13 protein-coding genes are annotated in these 17,656 nt (G+C 66.8%); 11 read left to right on the top strand and 2 right to left on the bottom strand.

Translation table 11 applies throughout. From position 1 onward, the window contains the following. The first annotated feature begins 143 nt into the window (after window positions 1-143). The 4 genes from IP69_RS16195 to murB all read left to right on the top strand — a co-directional run bounded on the left by IP69_RS16195 (window position 144) and on the right by murB (window position 4,828). A complete protein-coding gene (locus IP69_RS16195; protein WP_054143869.1) occupies window positions 144-1,277 on the top strand; it encodes a putative peptidoglycan glycosyltransferase FtsW in 1,134 nt (377 codons plus the stop codon). 4 nt (window positions 1,278-1,281) lie between these two features. Beyond that, window positions 1,282-2,376: an undecaprenyldiphospho-muramoylpentapeptide beta-N-acetylglucosaminyltransferase gene (gene murG / locus IP69_RS16190; protein WP_054143868.1), complete on the top strand. Its 1,095-nt coding sequence runs from the start codon at window positions 1,282-1,284 to the stop codon at window positions 2,374-2,376. 78 nt (window positions 2,377-2,454) lie between these two features. Continuing rightward, entirely contained in the window at window positions 2,455-3,861 is a 1,407-nt protein-coding gene (gene murC / locus IP69_RS16185) for a UDP-N-acetylmuramate--L-alanine ligase (RefSeq protein ID WP_054143867.1), read from the top strand. A gap of 40 nt (window positions 3,862-3,901) precedes the next feature. Continuing rightward, a complete protein-coding gene (murB, locus tag IP69_RS16180) occupies window positions 3,902-4,828 on the top strand; it encodes a UDP-N-acetylmuramate dehydrogenase (RefSeq protein ID WP_054143866.1) in 927 nt (308 codons plus the stop codon). A gap of 3 nt (window positions 4,829-4,831) precedes the next feature. Here murB and IP69_RS16175 read toward each other — a convergent pair whose 3' ends face one another. Continuing rightward, a complete protein-coding gene (locus IP69_RS16175; protein ID WP_054143865.1) occupies window positions 4,832-5,128 on the bottom strand; it encodes a BrnA antitoxin family protein in 297 nt (98 codons plus the stop codon). A gap of 704 nt (window positions 5,129-5,832) precedes the next feature. Here IP69_RS16175 and IP69_RS16165 point away from each other — a divergent pair. The 7 genes from IP69_RS16165 (at window position 5,833) to IP69_RS16135 (ending at window position 16,441) form a co-directional block, all read left to right on the top strand. Further along, complete coding sequence (locus IP69_RS16165; protein WP_248306863.1) at window positions 5,833-6,768, top strand: cell division protein FtsQ/DivIB; 936 nt, start codon at window positions 5,833-5,835, stop codon at window positions 6,766-6,768. After that, on the top strand, window positions 6,765-8,093 hold the full coding sequence (ftsA, locus tag IP69_RS16160) for a cell division protein FtsA (protein ID WP_054143863.1): 1,329 nt from the start codon (window positions 6,765-6,767) through the stop codon (window positions 8,091-8,093). The genes IP69_RS16165 and ftsA overlap by 4 nt, the downstream gene beginning before the upstream one ends. Window positions 8,094-8,246: 153 nt before the next feature. Continuing rightward, a complete protein-coding gene (ftsZ, locus tag IP69_RS16155; RefSeq protein ID WP_054143862.1) occupies window positions 8,247-9,935 on the top strand; it encodes a cell division protein FtsZ in 1,689 nt (562 codons plus the stop codon). A 310-nt stretch (window positions 9,936-10,245) separates the two neighbouring features. Beyond that, the gene (lpxC, locus tag IP69_RS16150; protein WP_054143861.1) at window positions 10,246-11,193 is read left to right on the top strand and encodes a UDP-3-O-acyl-N-acetylglucosamine deacetylase; all 948 of its coding nucleotides are present in this window, start codon (window positions 10,246-10,248) and stop codon (window positions 11,191-11,193) included. A gap of 240 nt (window positions 11,194-11,433) precedes the next feature. Then, on the top strand, window positions 11,434-12,312 hold the full coding sequence (locus tag IP69_RS16145; RefSeq protein ID WP_054143891.1) for an outer membrane protein assembly factor BamD: 879 nt from the start codon (window positions 11,434-11,436) through the stop codon (window positions 12,310-12,312). Window positions 12,313-12,372: 60 nt separating this feature from the next. After that, window positions 12,373-14,058, top strand: coding sequence for a DNA repair protein RecN (gene recN / locus IP69_RS16140; RefSeq protein WP_054143860.1), 1,686 nt, complete (start codon window positions 12,373-12,375; stop codon window positions 14,056-14,058). Between the two features lie 175 nt (window positions 14,059-14,233). Then, the gene (locus IP69_RS16135) at window positions 14,234-16,441 is read left to right on the top strand and encodes a DEAD/DEAH box helicase (RefSeq protein WP_082359388.1); all 2,208 of its coding nucleotides are present in this window, start codon (window positions 14,234-14,236) and stop codon (window positions 16,439-16,441) included. Between the two features lie 237 nt (window positions 16,442-16,678). On the opposite strand, the gene IP69_RS16130 is transcribed toward IP69_RS16135, so the two are convergent. Continuing rightward, window positions 16,679-17,482, bottom strand: coding sequence for a DUF2189 domain-containing protein (locus tag IP69_RS16130; protein WP_054143859.1), 804 nt, complete (start codon window positions 17,480-17,482; stop codon window positions 16,679-16,681). Window positions 17,483-17,656 lie beyond the last annotated feature (174 nt).

Below are 17,656 nucleotides of genomic sequence, written 5' to 3'. Positions count from 1 at the left end.
CCTTTTTTATTGGAAGGTCGCGCCGGCAAAAGATTGCCGCGAGCCGTACGGGTCGGAATCAAACGCTTAACCATTCGTTGACAGAGTGATTCGAGACGAGATGCGGGCGCAAGCTCGCGTCCCAGAACCTCTCGGAGCGGTGCATGGTCTCGCGCGCGGAACCCAGTTTAAGCGGCCGCTGGTGGTGGTCGATCGATCGCGTCATCCTCAGCGCCTTGGTGGCGCTCATGGTGTCGGGCGTCGTGCTGCTGATGGCCGGCGGGCCGCCCGTGGCGGAGCGGCTCGGGCTCTCGACCTTCCATTTCGTCAACCGCCAGGCCGTCTATCTGGTGATGGCGCTCATGGTGTTCGTCGGCGTCTCCTTCCTCACGCCGCGGCAGGTCCGACGCGCGGCCCTGCTGCTCTTCACCGTCTCGCTGGCGATGGTAGTGGCGACGCTTTATCTCGGCGTCGAGGTCAAGGGCGCGCGGCGCTGGCTGACGCTGGGCCCGCTGGGCTCGGTCCAGCCGTCCGAGTTCCTCAAACCCGCTTTTGTGGTGCTTGCCGCCTGGGCTTTCGCCGAAGGCACGAGGCGGCCGGATCTGCCCGGCACCTGGCTGGCGTTCCTGCTGCTGCCGGCGACGATCGCGCCGCTCGTGCTGCAGCCGGATTTCGGCCAGACGATGCTGGTCACGCTGGTCTGGGCGGGCCTGTTCTTCGTCGCCGGCCTGCACTGGTTCTGGGTGCTCGGCCTCGGCGGCGCCGGCGCGGTCGGCATCCTGACCGCCTACCAGCTTGTGCCGCATGTGCGCGCCCGCATCGAGCGTTTCATGGACAAGGGTTCCGGCGACACTTTCCAGATCGATACCGCGCTTGAAAGCTTCGCCCAGGGCGGCTGGCTGGGGAAAGGCCCGGGCGAGGGCACCGTGAAGCGTATCCTGCCCGATGCGCATACCGATTTCATCTTCGCGGTGACGGCGGAAGAATTTGGCATCGTCGTCTGCATCCTGCTTGTCATGCTATTTGCGCTGATCGTACTGCGCGCGCTGGCTGTGGCGCAGAAGGCCGAGGATCCGTTCATCCGACTTGCCGTGACGGGGCTTGCCCTGCTCTTCGGCATCCAGGCGGCGATCAACATGATGGTGAACCTGCACATGATGCCGGCCAAGGGCATGACCTTGCCCTTCATCTCCTATGGCGGCTCGTCGCTGATCTCACTGGCGATCGGAACCGGATTTCTGCTTGCCCTGACGCGCAAGCGGCCTCGCTCCGTCGATCTCGGCCAGTACAGGAGCTGACGCAATGGGCCGGGCCAAGCTCGTCATTCTCGCGGCCGGCGGAACAGGCGGTCATCTGTTTCCCGCGGAGGCGTTGAGTCATGCCCTGCGCGCACAGGGTGTCCGGGTCGTGCTGATGACCGATCCGCGCGGGGCCGAGTTCGCGGGCGATTTCCCAGCCGACGCAGTGATCCCCGTCCCGTCGGCGACGCCGTCGGGTCTGCCTCTGTTGGGCAAGATTCGCGTCGCACTCGAAGTTGGCAAGGGCGTTCTGGCCGCCCGCAGAATCGTCAAGGACCTGAAGCCCGGACTGCTTGTCGGGTTCGGCGGCTATCCGACGGTGCCGCCGGTTCTGGGCGCTTCGCTCGGCGGGACGAAGACGATGGTTCACGAGCAGAACGCCGTTGTCGGTCGCGCCAATCGCTTTTTGTCCGGCTGGGTCGATACGGTCGCAACCGGATTTGCCGAGGTCGGCGGGCTTTCGGAGAAGGCGCAAGCGAAATGCCGGCATGTCGGCAACCCCGTGCGGCCGGCCGTGGTGGCGGCGGCCTCGCCTTATCCCTGGGCGGGCGACGACATATTTCACCTGCTGGTTTTCGGCGGCAGCCAGGGCGCGCGGATCATGGCCGACATCCTGCCGCCGGCCATCCAGCTGCTGACGCCCGCCGAGCGGGCGCGGCTGTTCATCACGCAGCAAGCCCGACAGGAAGACGATGGCCGGGTCAGCGGGATGTATGAGAGCCTCGGCGTCAGGGCGGAGATCGCGCCCTTCTTCAAGGACCTGCCGGCGCGCATGGCGAAGGCGCATCTCGTCATCGGCCGTTCCGGCGCCTCGACGGTCGCAGAGCTGACCGTGATCGGGCGACCTTCGATCCTCGTGCCACTGCCCGGCGCGCTCGACCAGGACCAGGCAGCCAACGCCGCCTTCCTCGAAAGTCGCGGCGCGGCGGTGCGCATCCTGCAGCCGGATTTCACGCCGCGGCGGCTGGCGAGCGAACTCTCGACGCTGCTCGCGCAACCCGCGCACTTGACCGTGATGGCCGAGAACGCCAAGAGCGCCGGCATTCCCGACGCCGCCGACCGGCTCGCCCGCCTCGTCATCGAGGTCGCCGGCTTCTAGAGTGACAGCCAACGCGTTTCGCCATGCGAACGGCACCCTGTTCGCTTCGAACCGCTTTCCCTCAAGGATACCCGAATCATGAAGCTGCCGGTCGAACTCGGCTCCATCCATTTCGTCGGCATCGGCGGTATCGGCATGTCCGGCATCGCCGAGGTGCTGCACAATCTCGGCTACCAGGTGCAGGGTTCCGATGCGTCCGACGGCGCCAATGTCAGGCGCCTGGCGGAAAAGGGCATCAAAACCTTCATTGGGCACACTGCCGAAAATCTGGGCGATGCCGAGGTGGTCGTCGTCTCGACCGCGATCAAGCGCGACAATCCCGAGCTGGTCGCGGCGCGCGAAAAGCGCCTGCCGGTGGTCCGCCGCGCCGAAATGCTGGCCGAGCTGATGCGGCTGAAAACCTGCGTCGCGATTGCCGGCACGCATGGCAAGACCACCACCACCTCGCTGGTGGCGACGCTGCTGGAGAAGGGCGGGCTCGACCCGACCGTGATCAATGGCGGCATCATCAACGCCTATGGGACGAATGCCCGGATGGGCGAAAGCGACTGGATGGTGGTGGAGGCTGACGAATCGGACGGTACCTTCCTGAAGCTGCCGGCGGACGTCGCGATCGTCACCAATATCGACCCCGAGCATCTCGACCATTTCGGCACGTTTGACGCGATCAAGGCGGCGTTCCGGACGTTCATCGAGAACCTGCCCTTCTATGGCTTCGCGGTGATGTGCATCGATCACCCCACCGTGCAGAGTCTCGTGGGGCAGATCGAGGATCGCCGCGTCGTCACCTATGGCGAGAACCCGCAGGCCGATTTCCGGCTGATCGACATTGATCTCTCGGGCGGGCAGGCGAAGTTCACGCTGCTCATCCGCGACCGCAAGCGCGGCCGCGACGAGGTGGTGCGCGATCTGATCATGCCGATGCCCGGCCATCACAACGCGCTCAACGCCACCGCCGCCATCGCGGTGGCCTATGACCTCGGCATTCCTGTCGACAGCATCCGGGCGGCGCTGGCGGGCTTTGGCGGCGTCAAGCGCCGCTTCACCAAGACCGGCGAGTGGAACGGCGCGCTGATCTTTGACGATTACGGGCATCACCCCGTCGAGATCGCCGCCGTGCTCAAGGCGGCGCGCGCCTCGACCAAGGGCAAGGTGATCGCGATCGTGCAGCCGCACCGCTACACCCGGCTCGCCAGCCTGTTCGACGATTTCGCTGCCTGCTTCAACGACGCCGACACGGTGATCGTGGCCGAAACCTATGCAGCCGGCGAGGCGCCGATCGCAGGCGCCGACCGTGATTCGCTGGTGTCAGGCATCAAGGCGCGCGGACACCGCCATGCGCTGCCGCTGGAGAGCCCTTCCAGCCTCGCCGGAATGGTCGCCGAGGTCGCGGGACCGGGCGATTATGTCGTGTTCCTGGGCGCCGGCAACATCACGCAATGGGCCTATGCGCTGCCGGGGGAACTGGCGGCTCTGAGCGCCTGATCCCTTCTCCCGTTGGGGGACATCGGCTATAGCGCCGTTCATGACCTTCCCCGACATTGCTCCCGCCATCCGCGCCGCCGCGCCCGCGCTGCGTGGCCGCCTGCTCGCCAATGCCGAGATGGCGCCGCTGACCTGGTTTCGGGTCGGCGGTCCGGCCCAAGCGCTGTTCACCCCGGCCGACGAGGCGGATCTCGCCTATCTCCTGTCGTCCCTGCCGGCCGACATTCCGATCACCGTGGTCGGGCTGTGCTCGAATCTGATCGTGCGTGACGGCGGCATTCTGGGGCTGGTGATCCGGCTCGGTGGCAAGGCCTTCGGCGAGATCGCGATCGAGGCGGGCGACCGGCTGCGGGCCGGGACGGCTGTGCCCGACGTCAAGGTGGCGCGCGCGGCGGCCGATGCCAGCCTCGACGGGCTGGCCTTCTATCGCGGCATTCCCGGCTGCATCGGCGGAGCGCTGCGCATGAATGCCGGCGCCCATGGCGGCGAGACGACGGATGTGCTGATCGAGGCGCGCGGCGTGACGCGCGCTGGCGAGCTCATCACCCTAAGCCATGCGCAGATGGGGTTTTCCTACCGCAGCAGCGGGGCCGACACGCAGGAGATCATCTTCACCTCGGCGCTGTTCCAGGGGCGGCCCGGCGACAAGGCGCAGATCCAGGCCGAAATGGACCGCGTCACGGCGGCGCGCGAGGCGGCGCAGCCGATCAAGGAGCGCACCGGCGGCTCGACCTTCAAGAACCCCGAAGGCGGCAAGGCCTGGCAGTTGATCGACGCGGCCGGTTGCAGGGGCCTGCGGATCGGCGGGGCGCAGGTGTCAGAGATGCACTGCAACTTTCTGATCAACACCGGCGGCGCGACCGCCGCTGAGGTCGAGGCGCTGGGCGAGGAGGTGCGCCGGCGGGTCAAGGACCAGTCCGGCATCGATCTGCACTGGGAGATCAAGCGCATCGGCGTGGCGGCGTAAGCTTTACGCTGCCGGCTTGTCGATCCATTCCCGCAGCGCCTCGTTGACGCGCGACTGCCAGCCGGGGCCGGAGGCACGCAGCTTTTCGACGAGGTCGATGTCGAGCCGGATCGAGATCGCTTCCTTGGTCTTGGCCGGGCCGCGTTTGCCGATTTCCGCCTGAAGGGAGGCATAGAGCTCCGGAAGCGCCTCCTTCATCGGCCGCAGGCCGGCGATTTCCTCGTCGGTCAGTTCAGGACTGTCGACGGCATCCCAATCCTCTTTGGTATAGCCACGCCCCGGCATGAACTGTTTGCTCATAGGCCTTTCCTCTCGCGGCTGGATGCAGGTCGCATGCTGATGACGGATAGCGCCTCGGTGCCCAGCGTTACGAAAATTACGGTGATGACGCCGTTCAACTCGCCAATTGCGATCAGTCTGCCATCCTTGGCTGAGCCGATCGCCGCCCGCGCAAAAAAACTGCTCGTCGAGCGCCGCAAAATCCATCCCGTGCTTGTCAAGATTGACCAGCCGCTTGCGCTCGTCCCAGACGATTTTCATCGATCTTGTATATACGGTATATTTAAAACGCAGGCAATCGCAGTCGTAGGCGTCATGACCTGTTCGTCAATTCCATCACGCAGCAGCCGGACTGGGCTGAGCGGGGATCGTATGCCCCGATAAATCTGGCCTTGTCGGTCAGGATTTAGCTCCGCGGGCGAACTCCACGACAACGATGCGAAATGCAGGAAAGCGCCCGCGATCCACATCCGCTCAGCGCAAACTTTACCAAAAATTTACCAGCAGATCGAAGAGTGGCGTTAACGGCGCATCAAGCAATCGGGTGCCGGGACGCCAGCAGTTGCGACTTCCGCGATGACGACACCGAGAGGTTCGTTGGCTCGCGGGTCGCAAGGCGAACCGGATCGACCGAGACCTCGCGAGATGCCCGGATTGGCTGCCCTTACGGGCCTCAACTTCGGTGAACGCGTCAGATGCAAGGTGGAGGACGCCTCCCTCGATCGGTGAAGACGGCAGCGGCGCCGGCCGCCTCGCGTCTGCCGGTCCCGGCTCCCGGGCCGCAGCTGCTCGTCGGCGAGCGGACCGGACGCTGGCTGCGCCGCTCGCGCCGCAGCGCGGTGGCGGTGCCGCTGGCGCAGCGTCTGCCGCGGCGGCTAGGCACCTGGCTGGCGCTCGGATTCCTGACCCTCAGCCTCGGAACCGGCACGGTTCTCGGCGGCCATCTCGACACGCTTCGTGAGACCTATGGCGAGCCGCACCACATGCTGGCCCGTCTCGTCGGCTTCGGGATCGATCGCGTCACCATCTCAGGCATTGCCGAGCTCTCCGAGGTCGAGGTGCTGGTCGCGGCCGGGATTGATGCCAAGACCTCGCTCGCCTTCTTCGATGCCGACCAGGCCCGCAAGCGCCTGGAATCCGCGCCGCTGATTCGCGAGGCGGTCGTGCGCAAGCTCTATCCGGGCGAAGTCGTGATCACGCTTGTCGAGCGCGAGCCCTTCGCGCTCTGGCAGGTCAAGGGCGAGCTTTTCGTCATCGCTGCCGACGGAACCGTGATCGACAAGATGGATGACGGGCGCTTTGCCCATCTGCCGCTGGTCGTCGGCGCCGATGCCAACAACCGGGCGCGCGACTATATCGCGCTGCGGGCCGAGGCCGGTGCGATGGCGGCCCATATCCGCGCGGCGACGCTGGTCTCGGGCCGGCGTTGGAACCTCAAGCTCGACAACGGCATGGATGTGCGCCTGCCGGAGGTTGAGCCTGCGGCAGCTGTGAAGCGGCTCGCTTCGCTCCAGGCCGACCACCGGATCATGGACAAGGATCTGCTGGCGATCGATCTGCGCCAGCCCGACCGCGTCGTCATGCGGCTGACGGAGGAGGGCGCCGCTGCCCGCGCCGACCAGCTCAAGAGCAAGACCAAGAAGAAGGGAGGCGAGGCATGAACCACCTCACATCCCAGGGTCTGACGCCACGGATGCGTCCGCTCTCGTCGCGCAAGAGCGCGACGCTGTCGATTCTGGACATCGGCACCAGCAAGGTCGTCTGCCTGATCGCCGAGCTGAACCCGGCCGAGGCGAATGAGCGGCTGCGCGGCCGCACCCATGTCGCGCGTATCATCGGCATCGGCCATCAGCGCTCGCTCGGTCTCAAGGGCGGCGCGATCATCGATCTCGAGAGCGCCGAAAAGGCGATCCGCGCTGCGGTCGACGCCGCCGAACGCATGGCCAAGGTCGAGGTCCAGTCGGTCATCGTCAACCTCACCGGCGGGCGCATCGCCTCGCAGCATTACGCCGCCAGCGTCGATCTGCGCACCGGCTCGGTGGGCGACAGCGACGTCAAGCGTGTGCTCGCCCATGCCGCCACCCATGCGCTGCGGCCCGGTAAAGCCGTGCTCCATGCCCTGCCGACCGGCTACGCGATGGACGGCGTTCCCGGCGTGCTCGATCCGCGCGGCCTGATCGGCGGAAAGCTCTCGGTCGACATGCATGTCGTCGCCAGCGAGGCCTCGGCTGCACGCAATGTCATGCTGGCGGTCGAACGCTGCCATCTCGAAGTCGAGGCCGTGGTCGCAACCCCCTATGCCTCGGGCCTCTCGGTCCTGGTCGACGACGAAGCCGAAATGGGCGTCGTGGTCGTGGATCTCGGCGGCGGTACGACGAGCCTCGGTGTGTTCTCCGGCGGGCACCTGATGCATGCCGACGCGATCGCGGTGGGCGGCAACCACATCACCATGGACGTGGCGCGAGGGCTCTCGACCCGGGTCGCCGCAGCCGAACGCCTGAAGACGCTGCATGGCTCCTGTATCGCCAGCGCGTCGGACGAGCGTGACATGATCTCCGTGCCGCAGGTCGATGACGATGAGCGCGACACGCCCAATCATCTGCCGAAGTCGCAATTGGTGCGGATCATCAAGCCGCGGGTCGAGGAAATCCTCGAACTGGTGCGCGACCGCCTGACCCAGGCTGGTTTCTCGGCCCAGGCGGGGCGCCGTGTCGTGCTGACGGGCGGCGCCTGCCAACTCACCGGCCTGCCGGAAGTGGCGCGTCGCATCCTCGGCGGCCAGGTCCGCACCGGGCGCCCGCTGGGCATCAAGGGTTTGCCGGAAGCCGGCAAGGGCCCGGCGTTTGCGGCAGCGGTCGGCCTGCTGGTCTATCCGCAGGTGGCCCATGTCGAGCATTTCGAACCCCGCGCGGGGCAGGCCTATTTCGCCACTGGGACGGACGGGTATTTCTCCCGCGTCGGCCGCTGGCTGAAGGAAAGTTTCTGATCAGGGCGCGGCGCACCGGACAACCGGTCGTCCGCACCCTGGTCGAAAAAAGTGTGAGTACCGGCTTCCCGCTTCGCGGTCGGCCACGGCGTCGAATGTAGCAATCGGGACGGCTCCCGCCAGGCGCCGGACAAAGGATCAAAAGAGGCAACCATGGCGATGAATCTGCAAGCCCCGGACATCCGGGAACTGAAGCCCCGGATCACGGTGTTCGGCGTCGGTGGTGCCGGCGGCAATGCCGTCAACAACATGATCGAGGCCGGTCTCGACGGCGTTGATTTCGTGGTTGCCAATACGGATGCCCAGGCGCTGGCGCTCTCGCGCGCCTCGCGGATCATCCAGATGGGCCTGCAGGTGACCGAGGGTCTCGGCGCCGGCTCGCAGCCCGAAGTCGGCCGCGCGGCCGCCGAGGAGGTGATCGACGAGATCCGCGATCATCTCGCCGGCGCTCATATGGTGTTCATCACCGCCGGCATGGGCGGCGGCACCGGCACGGGGGCGGCTCCGGCCATCGCCCGCGTCGCCCGCGACATGGGCATCCTGACGGTCGGCGTCGTCACCAAGCCGTTCCAGTTCGAAGGGCACCGCCGCATGCGGATGGCGGAAGCCGGCATCGGCGAGCTCAACGAGGCGGTCGATACGCTGATCGTGATTCCCAACCAGAACCTCTTCCGCGTCGCCAACGAGACCACCGGCTTCGCCGATGCCTTCGGCATGGCCGACCAGGTGCTCTACTCCGGCGTCGCCTGCATCACCGATCTGATGGTGCGTCCGGGCCTGATCAACCTCGACTTCGCCGATGTGCGCGCCGTGATGCGCGGCATGGGCAAGGCGATGATGGGCACCGGCGAGGCCCAGGGCGACAAGCGCGCGCTGAATGCTGCCCAGGCCGCAATCAACAACCCGCTCCTCGACGACGTCTCGATGAAGGGCGCGCGCGGCCTGCTGATCTCGATCACCGGCGGGCGCGACATGAAGCTCTACGAGGTCGACGAAGCCGCCACCCGCATTCGCGAAGAGGTCGATTCCGAGGCCAACATCATCGTCGGCGCGACCTTCGACGAGGCGCTCGAAGGCATCGTGCGCGTCTCGGTCGTCGCCACCGGCATCGACAAGCCCCAGACCACCCAGGCCGAGATGGACGAGACCGAAGCCCGCATCGCGCAGGTTGCCGAGCGTCTGAAGGCCGAAGCCCGCCTGCGCACGGCGCCGCCGGCCCGTCAAGCGGCTCCGGCCCCGGCACAGGCTCCGGCCGAACAGCCGCTCGAGCTGCGGATGCCGATCTCGATCGACACCCAGCCGCGCGTCAGCCTGTCGGAAGACATCCGCATCGAGCCGGCTCAGCCGCGCCCGGTGATGACCGCCGCGCCCGAGCCGGTGATGCGTCACGAGCCTGCGCCGATGCTGGAGGAGAGCTTTATCCCGCCGATGCCGGAGCGCTCCGTGGTGCGCCCGACGCGCATGCCGCGGATCGAGGATCTGCCGATGCCGGCACAAAACCAGATTGCTGCCAGCCGTATCGTGCCAGGTGCGCCGTCTTCGGCGCATGCGGCGGACCAGAAGCGCATGTCGCTGATGCAGCGTCTCGCTTCGGTGGGCTTTGGCCGCAAGGAAGACGAACTCGCCGAGCATCAGCCGATGCCGGCCCGGCAGGTTCCGCCGGCCCCCGCGATCCCGCAGGCACCGAGCGCGGCGCATGCGGAATATATGCGCCGCCCGGCCGCGCCTGCCGCGCGCCCGCCGCAGGGTCAGCTCGACCAACTCGGTCGTGCCGCGCCGAATCGCGCCAGCGAGGAGGACCATCTCGAAATCCCGGCCTTCCTGCGCCGGCAGGCGACCTGAGGCGCCAAACCTTGGCCTCACGGCCTCTGACACACCCCGGTGCGCGGCTTGCGCGCCGGGGTTTCGACATGTTTGAAAGTTGAATGAATCCAATCTGATAGCAATGGCCACGATGGTCGGCTGCCCTGTAACAGAGCGAAAGAAAGCGTGATTTTGTGAGCCCGCTCGAAACGCTTATGTTGCAGCTGCACTACGAGATGCCGGAGCGGGGCTTGTCCCTGTTCCACGCTTCAGAGGTATCGCCAACGACCCGCCCTTTCTGGTGTGAGCCATGAGACGGCGCCGTTCGCGATCAGGATTGGATACCCGCATGAGCTTCGATCGCCAGACGACCCTGCGCGCGCCTGTAACCCTGACCGGGATCGGCGTTCACTCCGGGGCTCCCGCGACGATCTGCCTGAAGCCGTCCAGTGCCAATTCCGGGATCGTGTTTCTCCGCAAAGGGCTCGATGACGCTCCCGCCCAGCTGATCCATGCCAAGCACACCAAGGTCAGCGCGACCGAGCTTTGCACCGTGATCGGGGACAAAGAATCCGCCTCGGTGGCCACCATCGAGCATCTGATGTCGGCCTGCGCGGGGCTGGGCCTCGACAATGCGCTTGTCGAGATCGACGGGCCGGAAATGCCGATCATGGACGGCAGCGCCGCCGAATTCGTCACGGCGATCGAGGCGACCGGGATCGTCAGCCTGTCAGCGGCGCGCCGCTATCTCAAGGTCCTTCAGCCGGTGCGCGTCGAGCATGGCCGTGCCTTCGCCGAGTTGGTTCCGGCCGAGAGCGGCTTCCGCCTCGATGTCGAGATCGATTTCGACACGACGGTGATCGGTCGCCAGCGCAAGGTCTTCGATCTCGAGGCTTCGGCCTATGCCCAGGATATCTCACGCGCCCGCACCTTCGGTTTCATGCGCGATGTCGAGCAGCTCTGGAAGGCCGGTTTTGCGCTCGGCGCCTCGCTCGACAACACCGTCGCGGTCGGCGACGACAAGGTGATCAATCCAGAGGGCCTGCGCTTCGGCGACGAGTTCGTGCGTCACAAGGTGCTCGACGCGATCGGCGATCTGGCGCTGGCCGGCTACCCGATCATCGGCGAATTCCGCTCCTATTGCGGCGGTCACCGCATGAATGTGCGCATTCTCGAGGCGCTGTTCGCCGATCGCGCCAATTACGCAATCGTCGAGGCGCAGCCGGTCTATGCCGCGGCGCGCGCCGTGCAGATGGGCGCGGCGGCGCCAGCTGCGTTTGCCCCCGACGTTCACTGAACGATATGTGTGCGGCCTTGGCGATCTAGGCTGCCTGCTGCGCCTTCCTGTTGCCAGGTTTTTGTCGAATAGACGCGGTTGCGGTCGGGAGCTTGTGCTTTCGGCAGTGGCGCGTCTTCGGCGTCTGAGTTAAGGCATGCATCCCCACGAAGCGGGGGCGATGACAAGAGGACGGACGACGTGAGCGTCATGCGGCTGAACCACCCGGCATCCAAGCGCGCCGATTCGAAGAGCCGATCGATGGCCAAGGGCCCAGCCCTGGCGCTTGGAGCGGCCCTGCTTCTCGGCGGCTGCGACACGGTCTCGTCGCTCAATCCATTCGACCGGCCTGAGGTTTACAAGCCCGAGGTCACCGCGGTCGTCCCGGCCGACAAGCTCTATAATGAGGGACTGGCGCGGCTGCAGAACGGCGACAGCGAAGGTGCGTCAAAGAAGTTCGACGAGATCGACAAGAGCGCGCCGTTCTCGCCCTACGCCCGGCGTGGCCTGATCCTGGCCGCCTACACGAATTACCAGGCGTCGAAATGGGAGGAGACGATCACCGCCTCCAAGCGTTTCATCGCGCAAAATCCTGCAAGCCCGGACGCGGCTTACGCGCAGTATCTGATGGCGATGTCCTATTTCAACCAGATCCCGGACGCGACGCGCGACCAGGAGCGCACCCAGCTCGCCATCGCCGCCTTCGAGCAGCTGATCCAGAAGTATCCGAATTCCGAATATGTGCTCGACGCCAGGGAGAAGCTCCTGGTGGCGCGCGACCAGCTCGCCGGCAAGGAGATGAATGTCGGGCGCTTCTATCTCGAGAAGCGCAACTACACGGGCGCGGTGAACCGCTTCCGCGACGTCATCATCAAGTATCAGACCACTCGCCACGTTGAAGAGGCGCTGATGCGCCTGACCGAGGCATATATGGCGCTGGGCATCACCAACGAGGCGCAGACGGCCGCCGCCGTGCTGGGGCACAACTTCCCCGACAGCCCGTGGTACAAGGACGCCTATGTCCTGCTCGAAAGCGGCGGCCTCCAGCCGCGCGAGGATCGCGGTTCCTATATCAGCCGCGCCTTCCAGGGCTTCCAGCGGGCGGTCGTCGGCATTGTCGGGTTCGGCGGCCGGATCTGATTTCGCCTGACATGAGGGTGGCTCGCGCATGCCCTGCCTCTTGAGTTTGCGCTGAGTGCCATGCTGGTCCAGTTGTCGATACGCGACATCGTCCTGATCGACCGTCTCGACCTGACGTTTCGCGATGGCCTGAGCGTGCTCACCGGCGAGACCGGCGCCGGCAAGTCGATCCTGCTGGACGGGTTTGCGCTGGCGCTTGGCGGGCGCGGCGATGGCGGGCTGGTGCGCCATGGCGAAGCGCAGGGGCAGGTCAGCGCCGTCTTCGACCTGCCGCAGGAGCATGGCGCCCGCAAGCTCGCGCAGGCCCAGGAAATCGACACCGACGGCGACCTCATCCTGCGGCGGGTGCAGTATGCCGACGGGCGCACGCGCGCCTTCGTCAACGACCAACCGGTCAGTGTGCAAATCCTCAGGATGATCGGGGCAGCAATTGTCGAGATCCATGGTCAGCATGACGACCGGGCGCTGACCGACCCCGCCCAGCACCGCATGATCCTCGACGGGTTCGGCGGCTTCGAGGCGCAGGCTGACGGCGTCGCGGCCGCCAGCGAGACGCTGAAGCGCGCCCGGCAGGCCCTGCAGGCGCAGCGCATCCGGGTCGAGGCAGCGCGCAAGGAGGCCGATTTCCTGCGCCATGCCGTCGCCGAACTCGGCAAGCTTTCGCCCAAGCCAGGCGAGGAAGAGGCGCTCGCCGCCCAGCGCCAGGGTATGATGCAGGCCGAGAAGGTCGCGCGCGACCTGATCGACGCCTATGAGGCGGTGGGTGGGCAGGGCTCGCCGATCGCCGCGCTGTCTGCCGTGCTGCGCCGGCTGGAGCGCCGGGCCGGGCAGGCGCCGGCGTTGATCGATCCGTCATTGGCGGCGCTGAACACCGCGATCGTGGCGCTGGAGGAGGCGGGCGAGACCCTGGCGGTCGGCATGCGCGCCGCCGAATATGATCCGCGCGAGCAGGAGCGCGTCGAGGAGCGGCTGTTTGCCCTGCGCGGCGCTGCCCGCAAATACGACGTCCCCGTCGATGGTTTGGTGCCACTCGCCGACAGCATGACGGCCGATCTCGCCGCGCTGGACGACAGCGAGATCTCGCTGGGGCGGCTCGAAGATTCACTCAAGAAGGCCGAGGCGAGCTTTGTTGGGCTTGCCGGCAGGCTTTCCGCCGCGCGCCAGAAGGCGGCAGCGAAGCTCGATGCCGCGGTCAAGGCCGAATTGCCGCCGCTCAAGCTGGAGCGGGCCCGCTTCATCACGCGCATCGACAGCGACGAGACGGCGCGGGGCCCGGAGGGCTTCGACCGCGTCGAATTCTGGGTCGAGACCAATCCGGGCACGCGGCCTGGCCCGATGATGAAGGTCGCGTCCGGCGGCGAGCTCTCGCGTTTCATGCTGGCGCTGAAGGTCGTGCTGGCCGAACGCGGCTCGGCGCCGACGCTGGTCTTCGACGAGATCGACACCGGCGTCGGCGGCGCGGTCGCGGACGCTATCGGCGAGCGGCTGGCGCGGCTTGCCGGCAAGGTCCAGGTGATCTCGGTGACTCATGCCCCGCAGGTCGCGGCCAAGGCGGCCCAGCATTTCCTGATCGCCAAATCGGCGCTCCCGGGCGACGTTGCCTCGCGCACGGTGACGCGGGTGACGGCTCTGGAAGATCAGGCGCGGCGCGAGGAGATCGCGCGGATGCTGGCTGGTGCGAGCATCACGGAAGAGGCGAGGGCAGCCGCCGGGCGGCTGCTGGAGGCGGCGGGGGTGAGGGGGTAGATCGGCTTGTCGCCTGTCGCCGGAAGGCGTTCTCGCCTCCACTTGCCGCAACGGTTTCTTTCCGTCGCCATTTGCGCTATGAGCCGCTGCAGTCGATGGCTGCGCTTCACGCCCATCGCCGACCTCTTGCGCCGTCATTCCGATTCTGCGCCGTAACCTTTAGGCCCTGCTTCTCATGTCCTTTCTGACTTCGAGCCCGCCGCTCGCGCGCGCGCTCGCCGAACGCAATTATTCCGATCCCACGCCGGTGCAGAGCGCCGTGCTGGAGGCCGCAGCCGCCGGCCGCGACCTGCTGGTCTCCTCGCAGACCGGCTCGGGCAAGACCGTCGCCTATGGCCTGGCCATCGGCTCGACGCTGCTCGGCGAAGCGGAAGCCTTCGGGCGCGCCGCCAAGCCTCTCGCCCTGATCATCGCGCCGACGCGTGAACTGGCCCTCCAGGTCCAGCGCGAGCTCGCCTGGCTCTACAAACACGCCAATGCCCGCATCATCGCCTGCGTCGGCGGCATGGACCCGCGCCGCGAGGCTGCGCTTCTGGACGAGGGCGCCCATATCGTCGTCGGCACGCCCGGCCGTCTGCGCGACCATATCGAGCGCCATCGCCTTGATGTGTCGGCGCTGAAGGCCGTCGTGCTCGACGAGGCCGACGAGATGCTCGATCTCGGCTTCCGCGACGATCTCGAATTCATCCTGAAGACGACGCCGGCCGAGCGCCAGAGCCTGCTGTTCTCGGCGACGCTGCCCAAGGCGATCATCCAGCTCGCCAAGAGCTACCAGAACGATGCGCTGCGCATCGAGGTTGCCGCCACGCCGGGCGGCCATGCCGATATCGAGTATCGCGCCATCCGGTGCTACCCGAAGGAAGCCGAGCTCGCGGTCGTCAACCTGCTGCGCTTCCATGATTCGCCGTGCTCGCTGGTGTTCTGCAACACCCGCAACTCGGTGCGCCATCTCGAGGCGATCCTGCTCGAGCGCGGCTTCTCGGCCGTGGCGCTCTCGGGCGAACTCTCGCAGAGCGAGCGCAATTCGGCGCTGCAGGCGCTGCGCGATGGCCGTGCGCGCGTCTGCGTCGCCACCGACGTCGCCGCCCGCGGCATCGATCTGCCGGGCCTGACGCTGGTCATCCATGCCGAGCTGCCCAACGATCCCGAGGTGATGCAGCATCGCTCCGGCCGCACCGGGCGCGCCGGCAACAAGGGCACGAGCGTGCTGCTGGTGCCGCCGTCGCGCCGCCGCAAGGCCGAGATGCTGCTGGCCGAGGCCAAGGTCGAGGCGGTCTGGGCCGGCCCGCCGACGCAGGACGAAATCCGCGAACTCGACAAGGAGCGGCTGCTCAGCGACCCGATTCTGACCGGCGAGCCCGGCGAGGTCGATGCCGCGATGGTCGAGGCGCTGATCGCCGGCCGCACGGTCAACGAGATCGCGGCTGCGCTGGTGCGGATCTATCGCGCCAGACTGCCGGCCTCCGAGGAGGTCGGCGACCCGAACTTCGCCCGCGACGAGCGTCGCCCGGCTCGCGCCCGCGAGGATTACGCGCCGCGCGATGGCGCGCGTTTCGGCGAGAACCGCGACGATAGCCCGCGCTCGGATGCGCCGCGTCACAAGTCCGGTCCGCGTGGCGACACCGTCTGGTTCCGGCTGAACATCGGCCGCAAGGACGGCGCCGATCCGCGCCAGCTGCTGCCGATGATCTGCCGTCGCGGCAAGATCACCCGCGACGAGGTCGGCGCGATCCGCATCTTCGACAAGGAGACCAAGGTCGAGATCGATGCCGATGTCGCCGAGCGCTTCTATGAGCTCGCCAAGGCGGTCGACCGCGACAAGATCGTGATCGAGCCGGTGACCGGCGAGGAGGAGCGCCGCCCGGCCAAGCCCTTCGCGGAGAAGGCGAACCATGCGCCCGCGCCTTACGCCAAGCCGGAGCGCGACGGTGACGAGCGGCCGGCCAGATCGTTCGAGAAGAAGCCTTACGAGAAGAAGCCCTACGAAGGTGGAGACAAGAGGCCTTACACCAAAAAGCCGTATGAGCCAAAGCCCCATGGGGGCGGCGAGGCCAAGCCGTATGAGGGCAAGAAAAAGGCCTATGAGGGCAAGTCGAAGCCCTTCGGCGCGGCCAAGCCCTATGATCCGGTGCGCAGCGAGCGCGATGCGCTGTCGGACCCCAATGTCTCGTTCAGGGACGGTCCGAGGCCGCAGGGCGAACGCCCCGCTGGCGACAAGCCCTATGCGGGCAAGAAGCCTTATGCGGCCAAGCCTTTCGGCGCGGGCAAGTCAGGGGCTGGTAAACCGTTCGCGAGCAAGCCCTTCGCGGGCAAGCCGGCGGGCGAGGGTCGCCCTGCCGGCAAGGCGCCCTTCAAGGGCAAGAAGCCGCGCGATCGCGGCTGACGCAGTCCGTCACCGGCGTCCTGGCCGTTCTCAGCGCAGGCCGAGGAAGGACAGGATGGCCAGGACGACCACGATCAGTCCGATAATGTAAATGATGTTGTTCATGGCAAGGAGCCCCCACAAAAATGGCGGGCCCCCAAGGCCCGCGCGCCGATGAGCCGTTTGCTCACGCCCGAAGAACCGTCTTTTCCGGCGATTGTTCCCGGGGCGCGTCGGGGCGGGACGCGGCTGGTCCTGTCAGCCGTCGACGACCTTGCGGTAGAGATGCCAGGAGGCGTGGCCCAGGACCGGCATGACGACGACGAGCCCGACCAGCAGGGGCAGGCAGCCCAGCACCAGCAGACCGCTCACCAGCAGCCCCCAGATCATCATCACGCGCGGATTGTGCTGGACAGCAGCGATCGAGGTGCGGATGGCAGTGGCGACATCGACTCGCCGGTCGATGATCAGCGGGAAGGCGACGACCGAGATCGAGAAGGCGGCAACGGCGAAGACAAGCCCGACCGCATTGCCCAGGACGATCATCAGCCACCCTTGCGAGGTGGTGAAGACGGCGCGCAGGAAGTCAGCCGTAGGAATATCCGCCGGTAGGCCGAGCAGGCCGCGATAGATCAGCCAGGCCGACAGCAGCCAGGCCACGAAAAGCCCGGTCAGCATCGCGCCCAGAAGCGCGATCTGGCCGATGGCAGGCGAGCGCAGCAGGGCGAAGGCGTGCTCCCAGGAGGAGTCGAGGCCGCGCTCGCGGCGGCGGCTGATCTCGTAGAGCAGGATCGCGGCGAAGGGCCCCAGCAATGCAAAGCCGCCAAGCAGCGGAAACAGCAGCGGAAAGATGTTGAAGCTCACCGTGACCTGCGTCAGCAGCACGCCGATGACCGGGTAAATCAGCGCGACGAAGACGAGATGGCTGGGCTGGGCCTTGAAATCATCCCAGCCGCGGGCGAGCGCCGCGCGCAAATCCTCGACGGTGATGCTGTTGATGCGGGGCAGGCCCAGGGCCGTGTTCCGTTTGCGGGTATCAAGCGAGGTATCGAGATTGGACATGGCGAATCTCCCGGTTGAGGCCCGGTTCGCCTTCGCCCCTTGACGCGATCCTTGGGTCAACGGCCGAAAGGCGTCGAGCTTCCAATTCCCAGCTGGACTGAGGTTAGCCCAAAAGCCGCCGCCTGTCGCTCCGGGCGCGAACACGAATGCGGGAGAGCGCCGTTGAAGGCGCCG

This window comes from Allobosea sp. AAP35, from assembly GCF_001295925.1.
In the GTDB taxonomy this organism is placed as follows: domain Bacteria; phylum Pseudomonadota; class Alphaproteobacteria; order Rhizobiales; family Beijerinckiaceae; genus Allobosea.
Note: the sequence above shows the minus strand (reverse complement) of the source record. Positions and strands in the feature narration are given on the sequence as shown.